General features: G+C 47.4%; 14 protein-coding genes. 7 read left to right on the top strand and 7 right to left on the bottom strand.

Annotated elements, in window-relative coordinates:
* The first annotated feature begins 48 nt into the window (after positions 1–48).
* The 4 genes from DWX62_RS08820 to DWX62_RS08805 are packed head-to-tail and all read left to right on the top strand — an operon-like array spanning position 49 to position 7,268.
* The gene (locus tag DWX62_RS08820; RefSeq protein WP_005823927.1) at positions 49–1,224 is read left to right on the top strand and encodes a FecR family protein; all 1,176 of its coding nucleotides are present in this window, start codon (positions 49–51) and stop codon (positions 1,222–1,224) included.
* An 18-nt stretch (positions 1,225–1,242) separates the two neighbouring features.
* On the top strand, positions 1,243–4,599 hold the full coding sequence (locus tag DWX62_RS08815) for a TonB-dependent receptor (protein ID WP_117688888.1): 3,357 nt from the start codon (positions 1,243–1,245) through the stop codon (positions 4,597–4,599).
* Between the two features lie 20 nt (positions 4,600–4,619).
* On the top strand, positions 4,620–6,086 hold the full coding sequence (locus tag DWX62_RS08810) for a RagB/SusD family nutrient uptake outer membrane protein (protein ID WP_005835238.1): 1,467 nt from the start codon (positions 4,620–4,622) through the stop codon (positions 6,084–6,086).
* An 18-nt stretch (positions 6,087–6,104) separates the two neighbouring features.
* On the top strand, positions 6,105–7,268 hold the full coding sequence (locus DWX62_RS08805) for a metallophosphoesterase (RefSeq protein ID WP_117588654.1): 1,164 nt from the start codon (positions 6,105–6,107) through the stop codon (positions 7,266–7,268).
* A gap of 153 nt (positions 7,269–7,421) precedes the next feature.
* Here DWX62_RS08805 and DWX62_RS08800 read toward each other — a convergent pair whose 3' ends face one another.
* Positions 7,422–8,075, bottom strand: a complete 654-nt coding sequence (locus DWX62_RS08800; RefSeq protein WP_117588653.1) for an HAD family hydrolase — start codon at positions 8,073–8,075, stop codon at positions 7,422–7,424.
* A gap of 361 nt (positions 8,076–8,436) precedes the next feature.
* Here DWX62_RS08800 and DWX62_RS08790 point away from each other — a divergent pair, with 361 nt between their 5' ends.
* A complete protein-coding gene (locus tag DWX62_RS08790) occupies positions 8,437–9,294 on the top strand; it encodes an enoyl-ACP reductase (RefSeq protein ID WP_005823911.1) in 858 nt (285 codons plus the stop codon).
* Positions 9,294–9,998: an SAM-dependent methyltransferase gene (locus tag DWX62_RS08785; protein WP_005823906.1), complete on the top strand. Its 705-nt coding sequence runs from the start codon at positions 9,294–9,296 to the stop codon at positions 9,996–9,998. The genes DWX62_RS08790 and DWX62_RS08785 overlap by 1 nt, the downstream gene beginning before the upstream one ends.
* Here the strand turns inward: DWX62_RS08785 and DWX62_RS08780 are convergent.
* The 6 genes from DWX62_RS08780 to DWX62_RS08755 all read right to left on the bottom strand — a co-directional run bounded on the left by DWX62_RS08780 (position 9,964) and on the right by DWX62_RS08755 (position 17,321).
* A complete protein-coding gene (locus tag DWX62_RS08780) occupies positions 9,964–11,082 on the bottom strand; it encodes a hypothetical protein (RefSeq protein WP_120172751.1) in 1,119 nt (372 codons plus the stop codon). The two genes, DWX62_RS08785 and DWX62_RS08780, sit on opposite strands and share 35 nt — an antisense overlap.
* A 46-nt stretch (positions 11,083–11,128) precedes the next feature.
* On the bottom strand, positions 11,129–12,010 hold the full coding sequence (gene lipA / locus DWX62_RS08775; protein ID WP_005823900.1) for a lipoyl synthase: 882 nt from the start codon (positions 12,008–12,010) through the stop codon (positions 11,129–11,131).
* Positions 12,010–14,223, bottom strand: a complete 2,214-nt coding sequence (locus DWX62_RS08770) for a S9 family peptidase (RefSeq protein WP_009037143.1) — start codon at positions 14,221–14,223, stop codon at positions 12,010–12,012. Before DWX62_RS08770 ends, lipA begins: the two co-directional genes overlap by 1 nt.
* Before the next feature lie 201 nt (positions 14,224–14,424).
* On the bottom strand, positions 14,425–15,186 hold the full coding sequence (locus DWX62_RS08765; RefSeq protein WP_005823892.1) for a sugar isomerase domain-containing protein: 762 nt from the start codon (positions 15,184–15,186) through the stop codon (positions 14,425–14,427).
* A gap of 31 nt (positions 15,187–15,217) precedes the next feature.
* Complete coding sequence (locus DWX62_RS08760; RefSeq protein ID WP_120172750.1) at positions 15,218–16,369, bottom strand: MFS transporter; 1,152 nt, start codon at positions 16,367–16,369, stop codon at positions 15,218–15,220.
* The gene (locus DWX62_RS08755; RefSeq protein WP_120172749.1) at positions 16,362–17,321 is read right to left on the bottom strand and encodes an ROK family protein; all 960 of its coding nucleotides are present in this window, start codon (positions 17,319–17,321) and stop codon (positions 16,362–16,364) included. Before DWX62_RS08755 ends, DWX62_RS08760 begins: the two co-directional genes overlap by 8 nt.
* 315 nt (positions 17,322–17,636) lie before the next feature.
* On the opposite strand from DWX62_RS08755, the gene DWX62_RS08750 reads away from it, so the two are divergent.
* On the top strand, positions 17,637–18,566 hold the full coding sequence (locus DWX62_RS08750) for a TIGR01212 family radical SAM protein (protein ID WP_005823884.1): 930 nt from the start codon (positions 17,637–17,639) through the stop codon (positions 18,564–18,566).
* Positions 18,567–18,609: the final 43 nt, after the last annotated feature.

Genomic DNA, 18,609 nt, shown 5'->3' with positions numbered 1-18,609 from the left:
CATTTTGGCTTGTATTATCATTAAAGATAGACTAAAACATGCCAAATTATGATAAAAGAGTACTTTCATATAGCTCATCTTATTTCCAGGCACCTATCCGGTGAAGTAACACCGGAAGAGAGCCGTTTTTTGGATAAATGGCGCAAAGAGAGCAAAAGCCATGAGCAGCTTTTCCAAAAGATTTGTAGTGATGAACATTATGCACAGCACGAAATTCGTAAAATGGAGTTTGATTCGCAGGCTGGATGGAAAGGTGTCGAAACACGTATCAAGAGGATGGAGCTCAGAAGGAGACATTTGAAACTGTTACGGTACGTTGCTCTTTTTATTGCACCGGTGCTGATATTGGTTTTTGCATTTCAGGATATTTCTGTACCCCATGTCATGGATGGCAATCAATTATTGGCTGCCCAGCAAATACTGCCGGGTGGAGCCAAAGCTATTCTTACATTGGATAATGGGGAAACGGTTTATCTGGATGAGAATGCCGATGGGCGGCAGTTGCAGTTGGCTGGTAAACAAATACAGATAGATTCGACGACCTTGAACTACAGCGCTGCAGACGGGCAGGTTGTGCTGTCAGCTTTGGCATATAATAAAGTTGAAGTGCCTCGAGGCGGTGAGTATACACTTGTTCTGAATGATGGTACAAAAGTACATCTGAATTCAATGAGCAGTCTACGTTTTCCGCTTGCTTTCGAAGCAGGGAAGCGGGAAGTGGAATTGGCGGGAGAAGCTTATTTTGAAGTAAATAAGACCGGTCATCCCTTCATTGTATCGACTCAAGGTATGCAGATTGAGGTGTTGGGAACAACTTTCAATATTTCGGCCTATCCGGGTGAAGAATATCAGGCGACTCTTGTCAGTGGTTCTGTTAAGGTGGACACCGGGGAGGGACAGAGTCTTGTCTTAAAACCTTCACAGCAGGCATCATTAATTCCCGGGAGCGGGAATATACAAGTGCGTACAGTAGATACTGCCTTCTATACATCATGGGTGAAGGGAAAAATCAATTTTAAAGATCAACGGCTGGAAGATATTATGAGAATCCTTTCAAGGTGGTATAATATTGAAGTGGACTATTCAGACGAAGCGTTAAAGAACCTGCGTTTCGGTTGCTATGTGAACCGTTATGAGGAAATAGCTCCTTTCCTTGAGCTACTGGAAGCGACGGAAAACATACATGTCAAAATCAACGGTAAAACTATTATATTCTATAAATAACCATTTAATAATTTAATTATGACTAAGGAACAGAGCTACACCAGGTTTTGGGAAGGTAGTAAACGTATGTGGATTACATTCCTGTTTTTCAGTTTTATTATGATTGGCTTTGTGCAGGCTGCCAATACGGCGTTTGCCCAGACAACAGTTACTGTAAATGTGCAGGACGCCACTTTAAGTGACGTGTTATGGGAAATTCAACGCCAGACGGATTTTACTTTCATTTATAGTACAAATGACGTAAAGAATGTCAAGGTACGTAATTTGAGGGTCACGAATGGAAAAATCGCAGCAGTGCTGGATGAATGTCTTAAGAATAGCGGATTGGCTTATGTCGTAAAAGACGGGGCCATTGCTATCCGTCCAGCCAATGAAGTGAATGCTGTGAAGGCAGTAGAACAAGCTAATGTTATTTCCGGAACAGTGGTGGATGAGACCGGTGAGCCCGTCATTGGAGCCAATGTTTTGGTCAAAGGTACTACAAACGGTCAGATTACCGATTTGAATGGAGGTTTCTCTATCAAGGTGGAGCATGCATCGGCTACCTTGCTTGTCTCTTATGTCGGCTATGTTCGTCAGGAAGTGAAAGCTACTTCGGGTAAGATATTGAAGATTGTATTGGTGCCGGATGCAAATATGATGGAAGAGGTGGTTGTAACTGGTTACGGTACATTCAAGAAATCTGCTTATGCGGGTTCGGCTGCCAGTGTGAAGAATGAAAAGATTGCCGATGTGCCTTCCGTTTCTTTCCAGGATTTGTTGCAGGGAAATGCTACGGGTGTACAGTTTACTTCTGCTTCCGGCCAGCCGGGTTCTTCAGCTTCTTTGAGTATTCGTGGTATGGGCTCTTTCAATGCCTCCAACTCTCCGCTGTATGTTATTGATGGAGTGCCCGTTACTTCCGGTTCGATAAACTCCATCAGTTCGGATGGTGGTCTGGATGCCATGTCAACCGTCAACACTTCGGATATTGAGAATATTACGATTATCAAGGATGCCGCTGCTGCATCACTCTACGGTTCGCGCGCTGCGAATGGTGTGGTTCTGATTACGACGAAGAAAGGTAAAACCGGTAAGGCTTCTATCAGTTTGAAAGCCGATTGGGGATTCAGTGACTTTGCTATGGATTATCGTCCTACTTTAAGCGGAGCAGAACGTCGCGAATACATATACAATGGTATGGTGCTTGGACAACAGCGCAGCGGCAAATCGGATGCGGATGCCATAGCTTATGCTGATAAGAATATCGACAAATATGCTCCGGTTCCCTGGTGCGGCTATACGGATTGGGGAGATTATCTGTTCAAGAAAGGAAACCATTCCAGTTATGAGGCTTCCATATCCGGAGGAACCGACAAATTCAAATACTATTCTTCATTGTCCTATCTCAACCAAGAGGGCATTGTAAAAACATCGGGTCTGGAAAGAATTACCGGACGTTTGAATGTTGATTTTCAGGCTACGGATAAATTGAAATTCGGTGCCAACATCATGTTTACCAATCTGAATCAGGATGTATATAGTGAAGGAACCGGTTATACTGCTCCTTTCTACTCCAGCGTAAGCAAATTGACGCCTTCAGATCCGGTTTACAATGAAGATGGAAGCTATAACCAGGACTTGATTTCGTTGTCAAGAAGAAATCCCGTTCTTGCCCAGGAGTACAATTACCAGCGTGAGTATGTTACCCGTATGTTCAATACGATTAATGCCGAATATGAATTTATCAAGGACTTGAAGTTAAAGTCTATTTTGAGCTATGACTATAACATCAGTAAGGGTAAGGAATGGAAAGACTCCCGTACCTCCGACGGTGAGAAGAATAATGGTGGAGCCGAAAAGGCATATAGTGAATATAACAAGTTGGTGTGGTCAAACCAGTTGACTTACAAGACTACTATCCAAAAGGACCACAATTTAGATGCCCTTGTCGGATATGAAATCGATTCCAAGTACAATGATTTCTTGTCGGGATATGCTACTAACTTCCTGACTCCGATAAAGAATGACATTGCCAACGGGCAGACTTTGGAGAGCATAGATGGTTCTTCCAAGAGGTCAAGAATGGTTTCTTACATCACCCGTCTCAACTATGACTACAAGAACAAGTATTATCTGGGTGGGAGCTATCGTATGGATGGCAGTTCACGCTTGCACAGAGATAATCGCTGGGGAAGTTTCTGGTCTGTTTCAGGAGCATGGCGTATTATCGAAGAGGATTTCATGAAACCCACGTCCAAATGGCTGACCGATTTGAAACTCCGTGCATCCTACGGTGTGAATGGTACGTTGCCCTCCGACTTATACGGCTATATGGGCTTGACGAGCCTTAGTGGCGGCTATATGGAGAATCCCGCATTGATTCAGTCGCAGATTGAAAATAGGGATTTGGAATGGGAAACGAATTACAACTTGAATATCGGTCTGGACTTCGGCTTCTTCAGCCGTTTGAACTTCACTTTGGAGTACTATACCCGTACCACTAAGAACCTTTTGATGGACTGTCCCGTATCTATGACTACCGGTTTCAGTTCCTATCTGATGAATATCGGTGAGGTGAAGAACCAGGGTGTGGAATTGGAAATCAATTCCAAGAACATTGTGTCCAAAGACTTTGACTGGTCTACCTCTTTCACCCTTTCGCACAACAAGAATAAGATTGTGAAACTGGACGGCGAACAGACCCAGATTATCAGCGGCTCGCAGATTCACATGATTGGCAAGTCCTACCGTACATTCTACATGATAGAATTTGCCGGAATCAACCCCGAGACCGGTGCACCTCAGTTCTATACCAACGACGTGGACGAGAATGGAAACTATATCAAGGAAATCACAGAGAATAACAAGGATGCCAAAGCCATTCCTCTGAAGAAACATGCCGAGCCCAATGTGACCGGTGGTCTCTCTAATACTTTGCGTTACAAGTGGTTCGATTTGAGCTTCATGTTCTCTTATCAGTTCGGTGCTTATGGATATGATAACTGGGCACAGAAAACAGAACATGGCGGCAAGGACTTTACTCTTAATATTCCGGCCTATTATCGTGACAATTGGAAGCAACCGGGAGATATCAGTAAATATGAAGTGTTTATAGAGAAGCCGGCGGTAGCCATGAATGGCGTTACCACTACCCGCCGCTTGCACAGCACGGACTTTATCCGTCTGAAAACGTTGACTTTCGGTGTGACCGTTCCTAAAACATGGACCCGGAAAATCGGCGTAAACAGCCTGCGCCTTTACGCATCTGCCAACAACTTGTGGACTTGGGCCGCTTACGATTTCTATGATCCGGAATCAGTCAGTGCAGGTACAGCCGGCTGGGGAACACCTCCTTTGAAAACAGTAACTTTCGGTCTTAATTTGAATTTCTAACCTCATAATAAAGAAACACAATGAAAGCATTAAAATATATGATGATGGGGATGTTGGTCAGCCTGACCGCCTCCTGTGGCAATGACTGGCTTGATGTTGAATCCAGTACAAAGATTCCGACTGAAACCGCCATACAGAATCTGGATGATGTGGAATATAGCTTGAACGGTATCTACGACGTGATGCGCAGTACCAACTATTACTCGGGCCGTATGATTTATTACGGAGACGTGACGGGTGACGATACGCAGTCCATAAAGACCGGAAAGCGTACCACCAGCTACTATATGCTGGACTATACAAAGGATTCCGGTCCGTCTTCCCACTGGTCTTATGCCTATAAGATTATCCAGAATTGTAATATCATTTTGTCTCAAATAGACGGATTGGATGTCAGTGAGGATGATACGGAATACTTCAACGACCTGAAAGGCCAGACCTTGGCTCTCCGTGGATTTGCCTTGTTCGACCTGACCCGTTTCTTCGGCTATCCGTATGCCAAGGATGGAGGAGCTTCTTTGGGAGTGCCTATTGTGACCGAAGTATCCAATACGGAAAACAAGCCGTCGCGCAATACCGTTGCCCAGTGTTATGAGGCAATCATCAAGGATTTGAAGGAAGGTGCTGACCTGCTGGATGAAGAATTCAACAAGGGTAAGATTAATAAGTGGGCGGCAATGCTGTTGCTGAGTAGAGCCTATTTGTATATGGAAGATAATCAGAATGCCTTGATTACGGCTGAAGCTGCCATTGCGGGAGCGGAAAAGAATAAGTACCGTTTGTGGACCAATGATGAGTATGGCACGATATGGGGAACTGATTTTGCCTCTTCCGATCCGGGAGAAGTCTTGTTTGAGTTGGTGAATCTGACAGTGGACGGCGTTGGCAAAGAAAGTGTGGCTTACCTTTGTTGGCAGGCGGGTTATGATGATTATTGCCTGACCAGTTCTTTCTATGAACTGATGCAGGAAGATCCGGATGATGTCAGGAATCAGGCATATACGGTTGTTCCTAAGACAAAGAGAGCTTACATAGCCAAGTATCAGCCGCAAAGCGGCAAGGCTGTGGAAGATTCCAATATTCCAGTACTTCGTCTGTCCGAACTTTATCTGATTGCTGCCGAAGCGGCTGTAAAGCTCAATAACAATGACAAGGCTGTAAAGTATCTGGATGCTATTGTCAGCCGTGCCAATCCGGAAAAGACCGTGCAGGGTAAGACGGTGACGTTGGATGATGTTCTGTTGGAACGCCGTAAAGAGTTGTTCGGTGAAGGACACCGTTTCTTCGACGCCCTTCGTAATCATCAGACTATCGTGCGCAAGGAGTCGACCAAGGAATTTCCGGAAATAGCCGAGACTTCACATCTGAAGATGGTGGATGAGAGCGTATCTTTTGATTGGAACTATTATCGTGTAGTATTGCCCATTCCTAAGGCGGAGATGAATTCCAATCCGAATATGCAGCAGAATCCGACTTATGGTGATTAATTCCAAAAAAGCGAGAATATGAAGTATCAGACTACTATTGTAAAGTCTTTTTTTACTGTATTTATTCTAACCTTCATCAGTTCCGGCCTAAGTGCCGGAACTCTTGGTTTAGACGGTAAGAAGAAGGATAAGGAGAAGAAGGAGGAATTGTCGGCAGACGGACCTTATGTGATTTATGAACCGGACGGCAAGGTGCGCGTCATAAGCGTTACAGCCCAAGGGCAGATAGAAGATACGACTTATACGGTGCTTCCTCAGGATTTCACCCTTCATGTCACGGACCACAAAGGGCGTTATCCGTTTGATGTGAAGCTGCATCCGGTCAAACGTCCGGAATGGCAATACAGACAACCGGATAAAGTGTTTGTGATGTCTGACCCCCATGGCAAGTTGAATTGCGTGATGAGCTTGCTGCGAGGCAACAATGTCATTGATAAAGACTACCATTGGAGTTTTGGAACCAACCATCTGGTGGTTATCGGTGATATATTTGACCGTGGCAAAGATGTGCCGCAGATATTTTGGCTGTTCTATAAATTGGAGAAGGAGGCGGCAGATGCAGGTGGTCATGTTTCGTTTCTGTTGGGTAACCATGAACCGCTTGTGACGGCAAATGATTTGCGTTATACCAAAGAAAAGTACAAGACATTGGCCCGAAAACTGGGTATGGATTATCCGGCATTGTTCGGTCCGGACACAGAACTTGGCAAATGGCTTGGTACCCGTAATACGATGCAGACCATCGGACCTAATCTGTATGTGCACGCAGGTTTGGGAAAGGAGTTTTATGACCGTGACTTGAATATTCCCACAGTGAATGAGGAAATGAGCCGTGCATTGTTCATGAGCAAGAAGGAACGTAAGGCCTTATCGCCTCTCACGGCTTTCCTATATGGTAATAGCGGACCTATCTGGTATCGTGGATTGGTACGGACGGATGCAAAATGCCATCCATTGGCACAAGATTCCCTGCAACTGATGTTGAAACGTTATGACGTCGAACATATTATTGTGGGGCATACTATCTTTAAGGATATTTCCACTTTCTATGATGGACAGGTGATTGGAGTGAATGTGGATAACGAGGAAAACCGAAAGAAGAAACGTGGACGCGCTTTACTGATTGACGGGAATACCTATCTTGTGGTAGGAGATAAAGGAGCGATGCGAAAATTGTTCTGAGGCTGTTCTCTTTCTGATTATTTTTTAGGCGTGGAAGTACGTGGATTTCACGGAGAGACAAAGAAAAACTCCGTGTTTTTCGCGTAATCCGCGCCTAAAAAATATCATAATGTAAATATGCACTCTCGGATAACTGGGGGAGGGAGTGCCCTCTCAAAGAGCGGCGATAACGGCAATGTCCGTAGCATTGTCTACGATATGTGCCGGATGAAACTCTTCCAGTTCTGTGCGGGGACGGAATCCCCAGGTGACTCCGCAGGCAGTGACTCCGGCATTGGCGGCCGTCTGCATATCCACTCCGGAGTCTCCCACATATAGCACGTCTTCACGGGATATCCGGGTGATGTCCAGAATGTCATGCACCACTGTTGGGTCGGGCTTCACGTTGACCCCTTCCCGTTGTCCGAAGACGGCGGTAAAACGTATGTTGGGGAAATAATGTGAAATCAGCTTCACGGTAGCCGATTGATATTTGTTGGAAGCCACTGCCAATATCATCCCTTTCTCCTGCAACTGTTCCAGTAGTTCGGGGATGCCGGGGTAAGGGCAGCTTTTATCAGCATTGTGCACGTCATAATAAGGCACAAACTCCTTGCGGACGCGCAGGACGTTTTCTTCGCTCTTTTCCCCTTCCGGGAGGGCGCGCTCGAACAGTTTGTTGATTCCGTTGCCAACCATGAAGTTATAGGCCGATTCCGGGTGAGTGGGATAGCCAAGCGCTTGCAGGGCATGGTTTGTACTTTGTGCCAAATCGGCTATTGTATTCAGTAAAGTTCCGTCCAGGTCAAATATAATCAACTTCTTCATTGCCTTCTCTATTTTTTAGTTTGCTGCAAATATAGGGCTTTTTGCGCTCATGTTCAAATGCTGTCTCGGGTTTCATCAGGTATTTGCAGAATAGGAAGCCCTGGGCTGATAATCAGTGCGTTATTACTGCATTCCTGCTGCATGCGTTTTGCAGTAGTACTGCAGATGGAGTGCAGCGTTACTGCAAATATGTTTGCAGTGATACTGCAACTGTATTGCAGTGGTACTGCACAAGCGTTGCAGTAGTTTTGCAGTGGGTGATCGGTATATTTTTTGCCGTTCTTCCCTTTTCTTTGCACACTTTCGGGCTTTTTATGCAAAAACTTCCTATCTTTGCAGCCGAATTTTACTAAAAATAGGTATGAGTTACAATTTGTTGAAAGGAAAAAGAGGCATTATTTTCGGTGCTCTGAATGAGCAGTCCATTGCCTGGAAAGTAGCAGAAAAAGCAGTAAAAGAAGGTGCAACCATCACTTTATCGAATACACCGGTTGCTGTCCGTATGGGCGAAGTGTCCGCTCTTTCGGAGAAACTGAACTGCGAGGTGATTCCCGCAGATGCTACAAGTGTAGAAGATTTGGAAAATGTATTCAAACGCTCTATGGAAGTATTGGGTGGCCCGGTTGACTTCGTGCTGCACTCCATTGGTATGTCTCCCAATGTGCGTAAGAAACGTACATATGATGATTTGGATTACGATATGTTGGAAAAGACGCTGGACATCTCCGCTGTCTCTTTCCACAAGATGATACAAGCTGCCAAGAAACTCAACGCCATTGCCGACTACGGTTCAATTCTGGCTTTGAGTTATGTGGCTGCGCAACGTACGTTCTACGGTTACAACGATATGGCAGATGCCAAGGCACTGCTGGAATCCATTGCCCGCAGCTTCGGTTACATCTACGGACGTGAACACCATGTACGTGTCAACACCATTTCCCAGTCTCCCACGATGACCACTGCCGGTTCCGGTGTGAAGGGTATGGACAAACTGTTCGACTTCGCCAACCGCATGTCTCCTCTGGGTAATGCTTCTGCCGATGAGTGTGCGGACTACTGTATCGTGATGTTTTCCGACCTCACCCGCAAGGTCACTATGCAGAACTTGTTCCACGATGGAGGTTTCTCCAGCGTAGGTATGAGCCTTCGCGCCATGGCTACTTACGAGAAGGGACTGGATGAGTATAAGGACGAAAACGGAAATATCATTTACGGCTAATGGAACTCGCACTTTATCTTTTGCCAGTCACGCTGGGCGATACGCCTATTGAAACGGTGTTGCCGCCTTATAATAAGGAGATAATACTGGGAATCCGCTATTTCATCGTGGAGGATGTGCGCTCGGCACGCCGTTTTTTGAAAAAGGTGGACAAGGGAATAGATATTGATGCGCTGACATTCTATACGTTGAACAAGCATACGTCGCCCGAAGACATCTCCGGCTATCTGAAGCCGCTGGTGGAGGGGCATCCGATGGGCGTGATCTCCGAAGCCGGTTGTCCGGCTGTGGCCGACCCGGGAGCGGACGTAGTGGCTATTGCACAACGGAAAAACTTGAGAGTGGTCCCCTTGGTGGGGCCCTCTTCCATTATCCTCTCCGTCATGGGTTCCGGCTTCAACGGTCAGAGCTTTGCCTTCCATGGTTATCTTCCCATTGAACCGGCAGAGCGTGCCAAAAAGCTGAAAATGCTGGAACAACGCGTCTATAATGAACATCAGACTCAGCTTTTCATTGAAACGCCTTATCGCAATAATAAGATGATAGAGGATATTCTTCATAACTGCCGTCCGCAGACCAAGCTCTGCATTGCGGCGAACATTACTTGTGAAGGGGAGTATATCAAAACCAAGACCGTGAGGGAGTGGCAGGGCAAGACTCCCGACCTTTCTAAGATTCCTTGTATTTTTCTCTTGTATAAATAATAGCTTCCAGGTGCTCGAATTCATATTCTAGGCAACTGCTGAAGAAGTTCCGTCCCAGGTTGTGTTCCATTTGCTGGAACGTCCATAGCTTTCCCCCCTTGAAATTCTTATTGCATAGGATGGAGTCATCGTCCAGGTCTAGCGTGAAGAGATAGACCAGGCGGTTGGTGGCTTCATTCTCAAAATGATAGATGAAGTTGAAGTGCAAATGGTCTAATGGGGCGGTGGGAAGCGTTTGTCGTAAAATTCTGTGTGCGCCTTGTTCCAATGTTTCTCCATATATCAGGTAACCCTCCATCAGCAAGTCGATTTTATCTTTCTCGAAAACGTTGCATTTGGGGCGGGGGAGGAGAAACAGCATGCCGTGTGAGGCAACGGCAATCCGGATGACCGGATTGATATAGTCGTTTTTCCGGTTGATGGCTTCTGAGGCGATGGCTTTCCCCATGACATCTCCTTTGGTATTGACTATCGGTACGAAAACCGTGTGGTTCATCACTATATTGAAATAGAAAATGCCGAACTGATTGAACAGAATGCCTGATATAAAGACGAGGGGAGGCGCCACATAAAACAGAATGTGGCGGGTAGTGTCTCCCAAAGGGTAACTGACCAGAACCGCCAAGAAGATAATCAGAAAATGCAGCAGGCTTATGATAAGGATTACGCGTGAGGATACGATGGCGGCTTCTGCCCCTTGTGCAAAAAGCTGCTTGCAGCATTTCTGTGTCTGAGACATGTGGTAGTCCAGATATTTTCTCCTATTGAGGTAGATGACGAATGGGGGAATGATGGCACTGATTTCCAGCGTGAACGGAAGCATGAAACGGGGACAGTAGTTTACGAGGAATAGGGTTGTTACCGATAACAGCAGTAACATTCCGGTAGTACAGTAAAGTATGATTTGCGGAACATGCGTTCCTCTATGCCTCACCGAATAGATGCTAAACAAGAGTCCTACACCTGCACCGATGTAGATGGACATGTCCTGCGTTATAAACTCGCATAATATGATGGATATTATAACGGGGATGAATCCCAGCGACATATTGAATCTTGATGATAAAATTCTTTGATGGCTCATTATCCGTATTATGATTTTGTCGTTTACATCATAACAACTGGGAAATTTAAATGTTTCCTATTTTACTTCTTTTTTGTATAAAATGGATCTGTTTTTCCGCATGATAAGAGGAGCGTACCAATGGAGCGCTTTCCACTTGCTGAAACCCTTTTTTCAATCCTTTCTCTCTGTAGAGTGCAAATTGTTCGGGAGTAATATATGCTGCTACCGGATAATGCTTGTGTGTGGGTTGAAGGTATTGGCCTATAGTCAGTATGTGGCAGTCCACCCGGCGGAGGTCGTCCATCAGTTCTTCCACTTCTTCCGGAGTCTCGCCCAATCCCACCATAATGCCGGACTTGGTGGTAGTATTGCTTTCTGCAATTTGCCGCAACACTTCCAGGCTTGTTTCATACTTGGCGGCACTGCGTACGAGGGGGCTGATGCGACGGACAGTCTCCATGTTGTGCGAAATGATTTCCGGTTGTGCATCGATGACTTGTGCCACGAGTTCCTTTCTTCCCTGGAAGTCGGGAATCAGCACTTCGACGGTGGTGTCAGGGTTGAGCCGCTTGATTTCCCGGATGGTACGTACCCAGTGTGACGCGCCTAAGTCGGGCAGGTCGTCACGGTCTACGGAGGTGACGACTGCATGGGAGAGTTTCATCAAGGCAATGGACTCTGCCACATGTGTAGGCTCATCGGCATCCAGTGGCAAGGGCTTCCCGCTTGCCGTGTTGCAGAACTTACAGCACCGGGTGCAGATATTTCCCCCAATCATGAAGGTTGCGGTGCCTTTCCCCCAACATTCCCCCATATTGGGGCAACGGCCGCTGCTACAGATGGTATGTAGGCAATGCGATTCGACAATGCGTTTGGTCTCGGTATAGCGCTCGTTGGCACCGATGCTTATTTTGAGCCACTCAGGCTTACGTACTCTTTCGGGCATTATTTCAATTCTTTGTTGAAGAAGTTGGTCAACCGCGTGTATAGGTGTAACCGGGTATTTCCTCCGTAGATACTGTGGTTGCGGTTGGTGTAAACCTGCATATCGAACTGTTTGCCGAGTTGTACCAGTTGTTCGGCATATTCGGCACAGTTCTGGAAGTGTACATTGTCGTCTGCCATGCCGTGTACCAGCAGCAGGTTGCCGTGAAGCTTGTCGGCACGGGTAAAGGTGGAACTGGCCTTATAGCCTTCGGCGTTTTCTTTCGGTGTGCGCATAAAGCGTTCGCCATAAACGGTGTCGTAGTAGTTCCAGTCGGTAACGGCAGCTACGGCTACTCCGGCCTTGAATACCGGTGTTCCTTCACTCATACTCATAATGGTCATGTATCCACCGTAACTCCATCCCCAGATTCCGATGCGGTTTTTGTCCACATAAGGCTGGTTGCCCATGTAGAGGGCGGTTTCCACCTGGTCTTTGGCTTCCTTGATACCCAGGTTCAGATAGGTGCATTTGGCGAATTCGGCACCCCGTCCTCCGGTGCCACGCCCGTCTACGCAAACCACGATATAGCCTTGTGATGCCATGTAGGTTTCCCAGCTTACACTGAACTTGTCAAGCACTTGCTGTGAACCGGGGCCGCTGTACTGGTACATCAGTACCGGGTATTTCTTGCCGGCAGAGAAGTCGGCAGGTTTCATCATCCAGCCATTCAATGTGGTTCCGTCGGAAGTCTGGAAAGTGAAGAATTCCTTCCGTGGCATGTCATAGCCGCTGATTTCCTGCTTCAATGCCGCATTGTCCATCAGGGTGGCAAGAGTCTTGCCGGTATTGTCGTTCAGCGTAATGACGGTCGGAGTGTCCAGATTGGAATAACGGTTCATATAGTACTTCATGTTCGCACTGAACTGCGCACTGTTTGTTCCGGCTTGTGACGATAGTCTGGTCTTTTTACCTTTCCGGTCAATCTTGTAGATGGCACTGCGCATGGGGCTTTCCTCGTTGCTGCTGAAGTAGAAGCTTCCTTCTTCGGGGTCGTAACCCAGGAACTCCTGCACTTCATATTGTCCGGCTGTCACTTGTTTCAGCAGATTGCCGCCTATGCTATACCAGTACAGATGGTTGTATCCGCTCTTTTCGCTGACAAAACTGAAATTTTCCGGATAGAAGACGATGTTGTCGAATACATTCTCGCGGATATAGGTATCGCTTTCATCACGCAGAGCCAGTTTGGCTACCGTGCTGCGAGGGTCGGCAAAGTATAGGTCGAACCGGTTCTGATGGCGGTTCAGTGTCATGACGGCAAGTTTGTTGGGGTCTTGGGTAAAGCGGATGCGGGGAATATAGCCGTCTGCATCTACCGGCACGTTTATCTTGCGGGTCACTTTCGACTTGATGTCGAAGGTGTGTACGGACACTTTGGAATTTACTTCTCCCGTTTTAGGATATTTGTAAGTATACTCTCCCGGATACTTCTCGAAAGGGGTGAAGTGGGGGGCTTGTCCGGCAAAAAGAGGGAAAGAGTAGGAGGGAACATCTTTCTCGTCGAAGCGGATGAAAGCCAGCATCTGGCTGTCGGCACTGAATTCCAGCGCACGGTTGAAGGAGAACTCCTCTTCGTAAACCCAGTCGGGGATGCCGTTCAGCACCTCGTTCTGTTTCCCGTCTTCCGTCACCTGGCTTTCGCTGTTGCCGTAGAGCAGTTTTACAAGGAAGATGTTGTTGTCGCGTACAAAAGCCACCTGGTTGCCGTCCGGTGAAAATACGGGCACCTGTTGCGGGCCGCCGTCCGAAAGCTTTTCCACAATGTTGTTGATTTTACCGTCCAGATTGCGCTTTAGGCTGTAGATGTAATGCACAGCCGTATAGGAATGACGGTAGATGGGAGTTGTTTCGGTGGCAATGAGCAGCTTACTGCCGTCCGGAGCAAAGCTGTAGCTGTCGAATGTCTTGAACGTGCATTCGCGTGCGGTAGCGGCATCAAACAGCACTTCCACGGGTTTTCCCGTTTTGAAGGAGTACTTGATGATTTGTGTCCTGTCCGCATTCATCTGCGAATAATGTTCCCCGTCTCCCGGGATGGGGATAACGCCGGAAATATTCTTCGGAGTGAACTTGCCCGATACGATTTCTTTCAAATCGAGTGCCTTGCCACTTTGGGCGAAACCTGCCAGCGTACAGAGGCAGAGGAGAAGTGCGATGCTTATCTGTTTCATATCTATCTTTTATGCTTATCTGTTTCCATCTTTTTTCTGGGGAACAAATATACAACAAAGGGAAGATTTATCGAAGCAGTGGGCCGATTTTATTCTTTTTGAACAGAAAAAGCCCGTCCTGCTCCTTGGGGGCGAAGCAGGGACGGGCCTCCGTCACTCATAGATGATGATTGGATGAGATGATGATTGGAATATCTTTCGTTACAAGCACTTGACTTTTCTTTGATATTCTGCAATGGCTGCATCCAGTCGTTCGTGGGCGGTTGTGTCACCCGGAACGTTGTGCGACGGATGAATGTACAAGTGTACGCCACGGTCGGCAAGGATTTCGGCAACGGTAGTGATGGTCATCCATACCATGGTGACGAAACTCAATGTAGACAACGGACCTACCTTGTCGAAGTGGTTCTTCAAGGGTACGGAGGCGTCTACCAGGGGAACGCAGGAATCCACTACGATATCTGCCAGCTGGAAGAGGTTCTTTCCGCTGGAGTGGCGGCTGGCCTTGTCGCCCGTTTCGCTGGCCGAACCGTATACGATAACTTTCATGCCGCGCTTCTTGGCTTCCAATGCCATGTCTATATTGACGGCATTGATACCGGTATGTGAGAAAATCCACATACAGTCTTTGGAATCAAAATCATAATTCTTCATGATTTCCTGGCCGTAGCCTTCTGCCCGTTCCAGGAAGAGGAACTGATGAATACCCATCTGGCCGATAATCTGTGTGAAGAATGTCAGAGGCAATTCGCAAAGTGGGTGGAATCCTACAAAGCTGCCGATACGCGGATACATTTCTTCTACGGGAATTGTTGCGTGGCCGCAACCAAACGTGTGGACCCAACGACCGGCTTCGATGGAGTCTGCCATAACAGTGGCTGCTTTTTTGATGTTTTCCAACTGGGTAGCCTCCAGTTTTTCCATAATGCCATGGGCATTCTTTAACCATTCGAGTGCTAACATAACTTTTTTGTTTTTTAAGAAGTTAATAAATTTATTTGAGTGAGCGTTTATACAAAAGGAGCATGACGGCAAGTGAGGCAATCATCAGATAAGGATAAAGCCCGATGCCATTGGTGTATTGGGAAACCATTCCCATCAGGCCGTTCATTGCAGTCTGGCCAATGAGGGCTATGGCAAGCGCCACGCTGAATGCTGTTCCCGATAAGGACGGGTACCGGCTTCCAAGAATGCTGAGTATCACGGGATACGTGGCCGACAGCCCCATACCTACCAGCACCATGCCGACTGCCGCGCGTGCAAAACCCGGCGAGAACATAAGGAAACAGAAGCCTATGGCAGTGAGTGCAAGGCTGTAGGGCAGCACGGTTTCCGGTTTTATCTTCTTGAATATCGCAACTTGCATCATACGTGCCACGGTCAGTCCCGCTACCATGCAGGTCAGTGCAATCAATGCCTGATTGGCCGGAATATCCGTCATCTGCCCAAAGTAACTCGTGGACCAGTTGTTGCAGACACCCTCGATGCCGCTTTGGAAAAAAAGAATGAAGCTGAGTAGCAGTAAGCTGCTTTCTTTCAGCAGTCCCAATCCCTCTTTTACCGGGAAACCTTGCGCCTGCTTAGGGGCGGGGAAGCGTACGGGGATGCAGAATATAATGCCCGCAAGCATCACTACACCAATTCCCAGCAAGATGGTTTCGAATGAATAATGCCTGGAAAGGGAGCCCAGCAACATCGGTATGCCCAATGCGCCCAGTCCGTAGAACATGCCCAGAAAGCTGAGGCGTGAGCCTTTTTCGGATTCTCCTGAGATGTCGGATACCAATGCATTGGTTTCTCCGTTGAGGATGCCTCCGCCCAGGCCGATGCCGACGATGGAAGCTTGCAGCAGTGGCACGCTTTCAAAGAAGGCAAGCCCTTCCATCCCCAGCAGTACGATGATGCAGCTGGGCACCAGCAGGGCTTTATGTCCGAACCGGTCTACGATGGGACCGAAAATCAGGGAACCGGCCAGCATGCCCAGAGGCAGGAAAGTGACCAGTGAGGTTGTCTGCAACCCGCTCAGATTCAGCTTGGCTATGAGGGATGGCAGCACTGCTCCCAATGTAATCATGGAGACTCCGAAGAAACACATCCCGATGCACGCTGCCGTGAATACGAGATTCTTGTGATAACTGTTACTCATACAAGTGATTTTTGATGGCAAGAAACGCTGCTCCTATCAGTCCGGCATTACCGGACAACTGAGAAGGTACAAATTCCACCTGCTTGATGCTGAGCGGCTGCGCCCATTTGCAGGCTTCCTTGTAAATGTCATCTATAAAGATACCGGCAGGGCCGAAGACGCCTCCGCCCCAAATTATCTTCTGCGGGTTGAGTAGGCTGACCAGATTTGCGGAAGCCATGCCCCACATCTCGACAGCTTTGTGCAATACGGAGATGGCAATAGGGTCTTTTTCATTATAGGCACTGAACACATCATAGGTCGATATGCGACAGATGGGTTTCTGGCGCAGTTTTCCTTTATATGACTTGTTGGCGCGTACGGCATCGCGTACCCGTGCCCCGATACCATTGCCGGAAGCGTAATATTCGAAACATCCGCATGCGTCATACTCTTCCCGGTAGGGAGGTTGCAGGGCCATCCAGCCGGTGGCGCCGATAATGTCGTTGGCTCCGTGCAACACGTGCCCGTCGATGATGATGCCGGCACCGATACCGGTTCCCACGGCAATGAATATGGCACTGTGACATTCTTTGGCGGCACCTTGCCACATCTCTCCATACATATAGCAGGTACGGTCGCTGTCGATGTATATCTCGATGCCCGGAGGCGTTACACTGCGCAGCTCCTCATAGAGGGGGTAGTTGTCCCAGCCCGGTATGTTGGGGGCCCATACCCGGTTGGTTTGGGAGTAAACGATACCGGGGATGCAGACACCTATTCCGTCGACGTGTATACGGCTTCTGCGTGCTACGGTAAGAAGTTTGGCGAGGATATCCGCGGCGAGCTTGCCCACTTCGTGACCGGTTCTTCCTTTCAGGAGCCGTTTGCGGTTAAACATCATGCTTCCGTCCGGAAAGAAAATGGCGCTGGCTATTTTTGTGCCGCCTATGTCCAATGCGATTGTTGCCATGGTGTTATAGTATTTATAGGTTGATTCATTAAGGTTGTATGCAAAGCTATGAATTTATTTCATTCTTGAGGTGTATAAACTGAGGAAATTGTGTGTAAAAAGAGTGTCTAATCACTAAATTGTGTTTAATGTAATTGCGCTTGGATGTACTCTTTCTCAATTAATTAGTTATATATCAGTGGATGAAACATTTTTTAGTGCAGGTGGAAATTCTTTGTTTTATGTTCGTTAACAAATCGGGTGGAAAGTATTCTTGTTTTTGCAGGTTCATCCCACGGAAAAATCCTATATTTGCCACTTACATAAGGAATATGTATGGAAACCAAATCTACGCTCTATAATGAGTTCCCTCTTTTTCTGAAGCGATATTTTTCCTATAAGGTACAGAAAATATCGCTGAATGCCGGTTTTACGTGCCCCAACCGGGATGGAAACAAAGGAGTCGGCGGTTGCACCTATTGTAACAACCAGACCTTCAACCCCGATTATTGCCGTACGGAGAAATCCATTACCCGCCAGCTGGAAGAGGGCAAGCAGTTCTTTGCACACAAATATCCGGAGATGAAGTATCTCGCCTATTTCCAGGCCTATACCAACACGTATGGTGAATTGGAAGACTTGAAGCGGAAATACGAGGAGGCCTTGTCGGCAGACGGGGTGGTGGGCCTGGTTATCGGCACCCGTCCGGACTGTATGCCCGACAGCCTGCTGGACTATCTGGAGGAGATGAACCGGCATACATTCCTCTTAGTGGAGTACGGCATAGAGAGTACCGACGACAAGACACTTTGCCGCATCAACCGCGGGCATACTTTTCATGCCGCCGCCGATGCGGTGGAAAGAACCGCTTCACGCGGAATCCTGACCGGTGGGCATGTCATACTCGGACTGCCGGGCGAGACGCACGAAAGCATCGTGGCACAAGCCGGTGTATTGTCCCGCCTGCCACTCACTACCTTGAAGATGCACCAGTTGCAACTGATAAGGGGTACCCGCATGGCTCTGGAGTACCGGCAGCATCCTGAAGATTTTCATCTGTTTGATGTGGAGGAATATATCGGCCTCGTGATAGACTATATCGAGCATCTGCGGCCGGACTTGGTGCTGGAGCGTTTCGTCTCCCAGTCTCCTAAGGAACTGCTCATTGCACCCGACTGGGGACTGAAAAATTATGAATTTAATCATCGGGTTCAAAAAAGAATGAAAGAACTCGGTGCATATCAGGGAAAGAAGTATGAAATGTGAGAAAAAAGAATTATTTTTGCCGCAACTTTAAATATGGAATCAA

Origin of the sequence: Bacteroides sp. AF20-13LB, from assembly GCF_003603065.1 — a bacterium.
Lineage (GTDB): Bacteria > Bacteroidota > Bacteroidia > Bacteroidales > Bacteroidaceae > Bacteroides > Bacteroides uniformis.
Note: the sequence above shows the minus strand (reverse complement) of the source record. Positions and strands in the feature narration are given on the sequence as shown.

Coding starts and splice junctions, on each gene's coding strand:
- DWX62_RS08810 (WP_005835238.1), top strand. CDS start 4,620: ATGAAAGCATTAAAATATATGATGATGGGGATGTTGGTCAGCCTGACC.
- DWX62_RS08750 (WP_005823884.1), top strand. CDS start 17,637: ATGGAAACCAAATCTACGCTCTATAATGAGTTCCCTCTTTTTCTGAAG.
- DWX62_RS08790 (WP_005823911.1), top strand. CDS start 8,437: ATGAGTTACAATTTGTTGAAAGGAAAAAGAGGCATTATTTTCGGTGCT.
- DWX62_RS08765 (WP_005823892.1), bottom strand. CDS start 15,186: ATGTTAGCACTCGAATGGTTAAAGAATGCCCATGGCATTATGGAAAAA.
- lipA (WP_005823900.1), bottom strand. CDS start 12,010: ATGCCCGAAAGAGTACGTAAGCCTGAGTGGCTCAAAATAAGCATCGGT.
- DWX62_RS08755 (WP_120172749.1), bottom strand. CDS start 17,321: ATGGCAACAATCGCATTGGACATAGGCGGCACAAAAATAGCCAGCGCC.
- DWX62_RS08785 (WP_005823906.1), top strand. CDS start 9,294: ATGGAACTCGCACTTTATCTTTTGCCAGTCACGCTGGGCGATACGCCT.
- DWX62_RS08800 (WP_117588653.1), bottom strand. CDS start 8,075: ATGAAGAAGTTGATTATATTTGACCTGGACGGAACTTTACTGAATACA.
- DWX62_RS08780 (WP_120172751.1), bottom strand. CDS start 11,082: ATGAGCCATCAAAGAATTTTATCATCAAGATTCAATATGTCGCTGGGA.
- DWX62_RS08820 (WP_005823927.1), top strand. CDS start 49: ATGATAAAAGAGTACTTTCATATAGCTCATCTTATTTCCAGGCACCTA.
- DWX62_RS08805 (WP_117588654.1), top strand. CDS start 6,105: ATGAAGTATCAGACTACTATTGTAAAGTCTTTTTTTACTGTATTTATT.
- DWX62_RS08815 (WP_117688888.1), top strand. CDS start 1,243: ATGACTAAGGAACAGAGCTACACCAGGTTTTGGGAAGGTAGTAAACGT.
- DWX62_RS08770 (WP_009037143.1), bottom strand. CDS start 14,223: ATGAAACAGATAAGCATCGCACTTCTCCTCTGCCTCTGTACGCTGGCA.
- DWX62_RS08760 (WP_120172750.1), bottom strand. CDS start 16,369: ATGAGTAACAGTTATCACAAGAATCTCGTATTCACGGCAGCGTGCATC.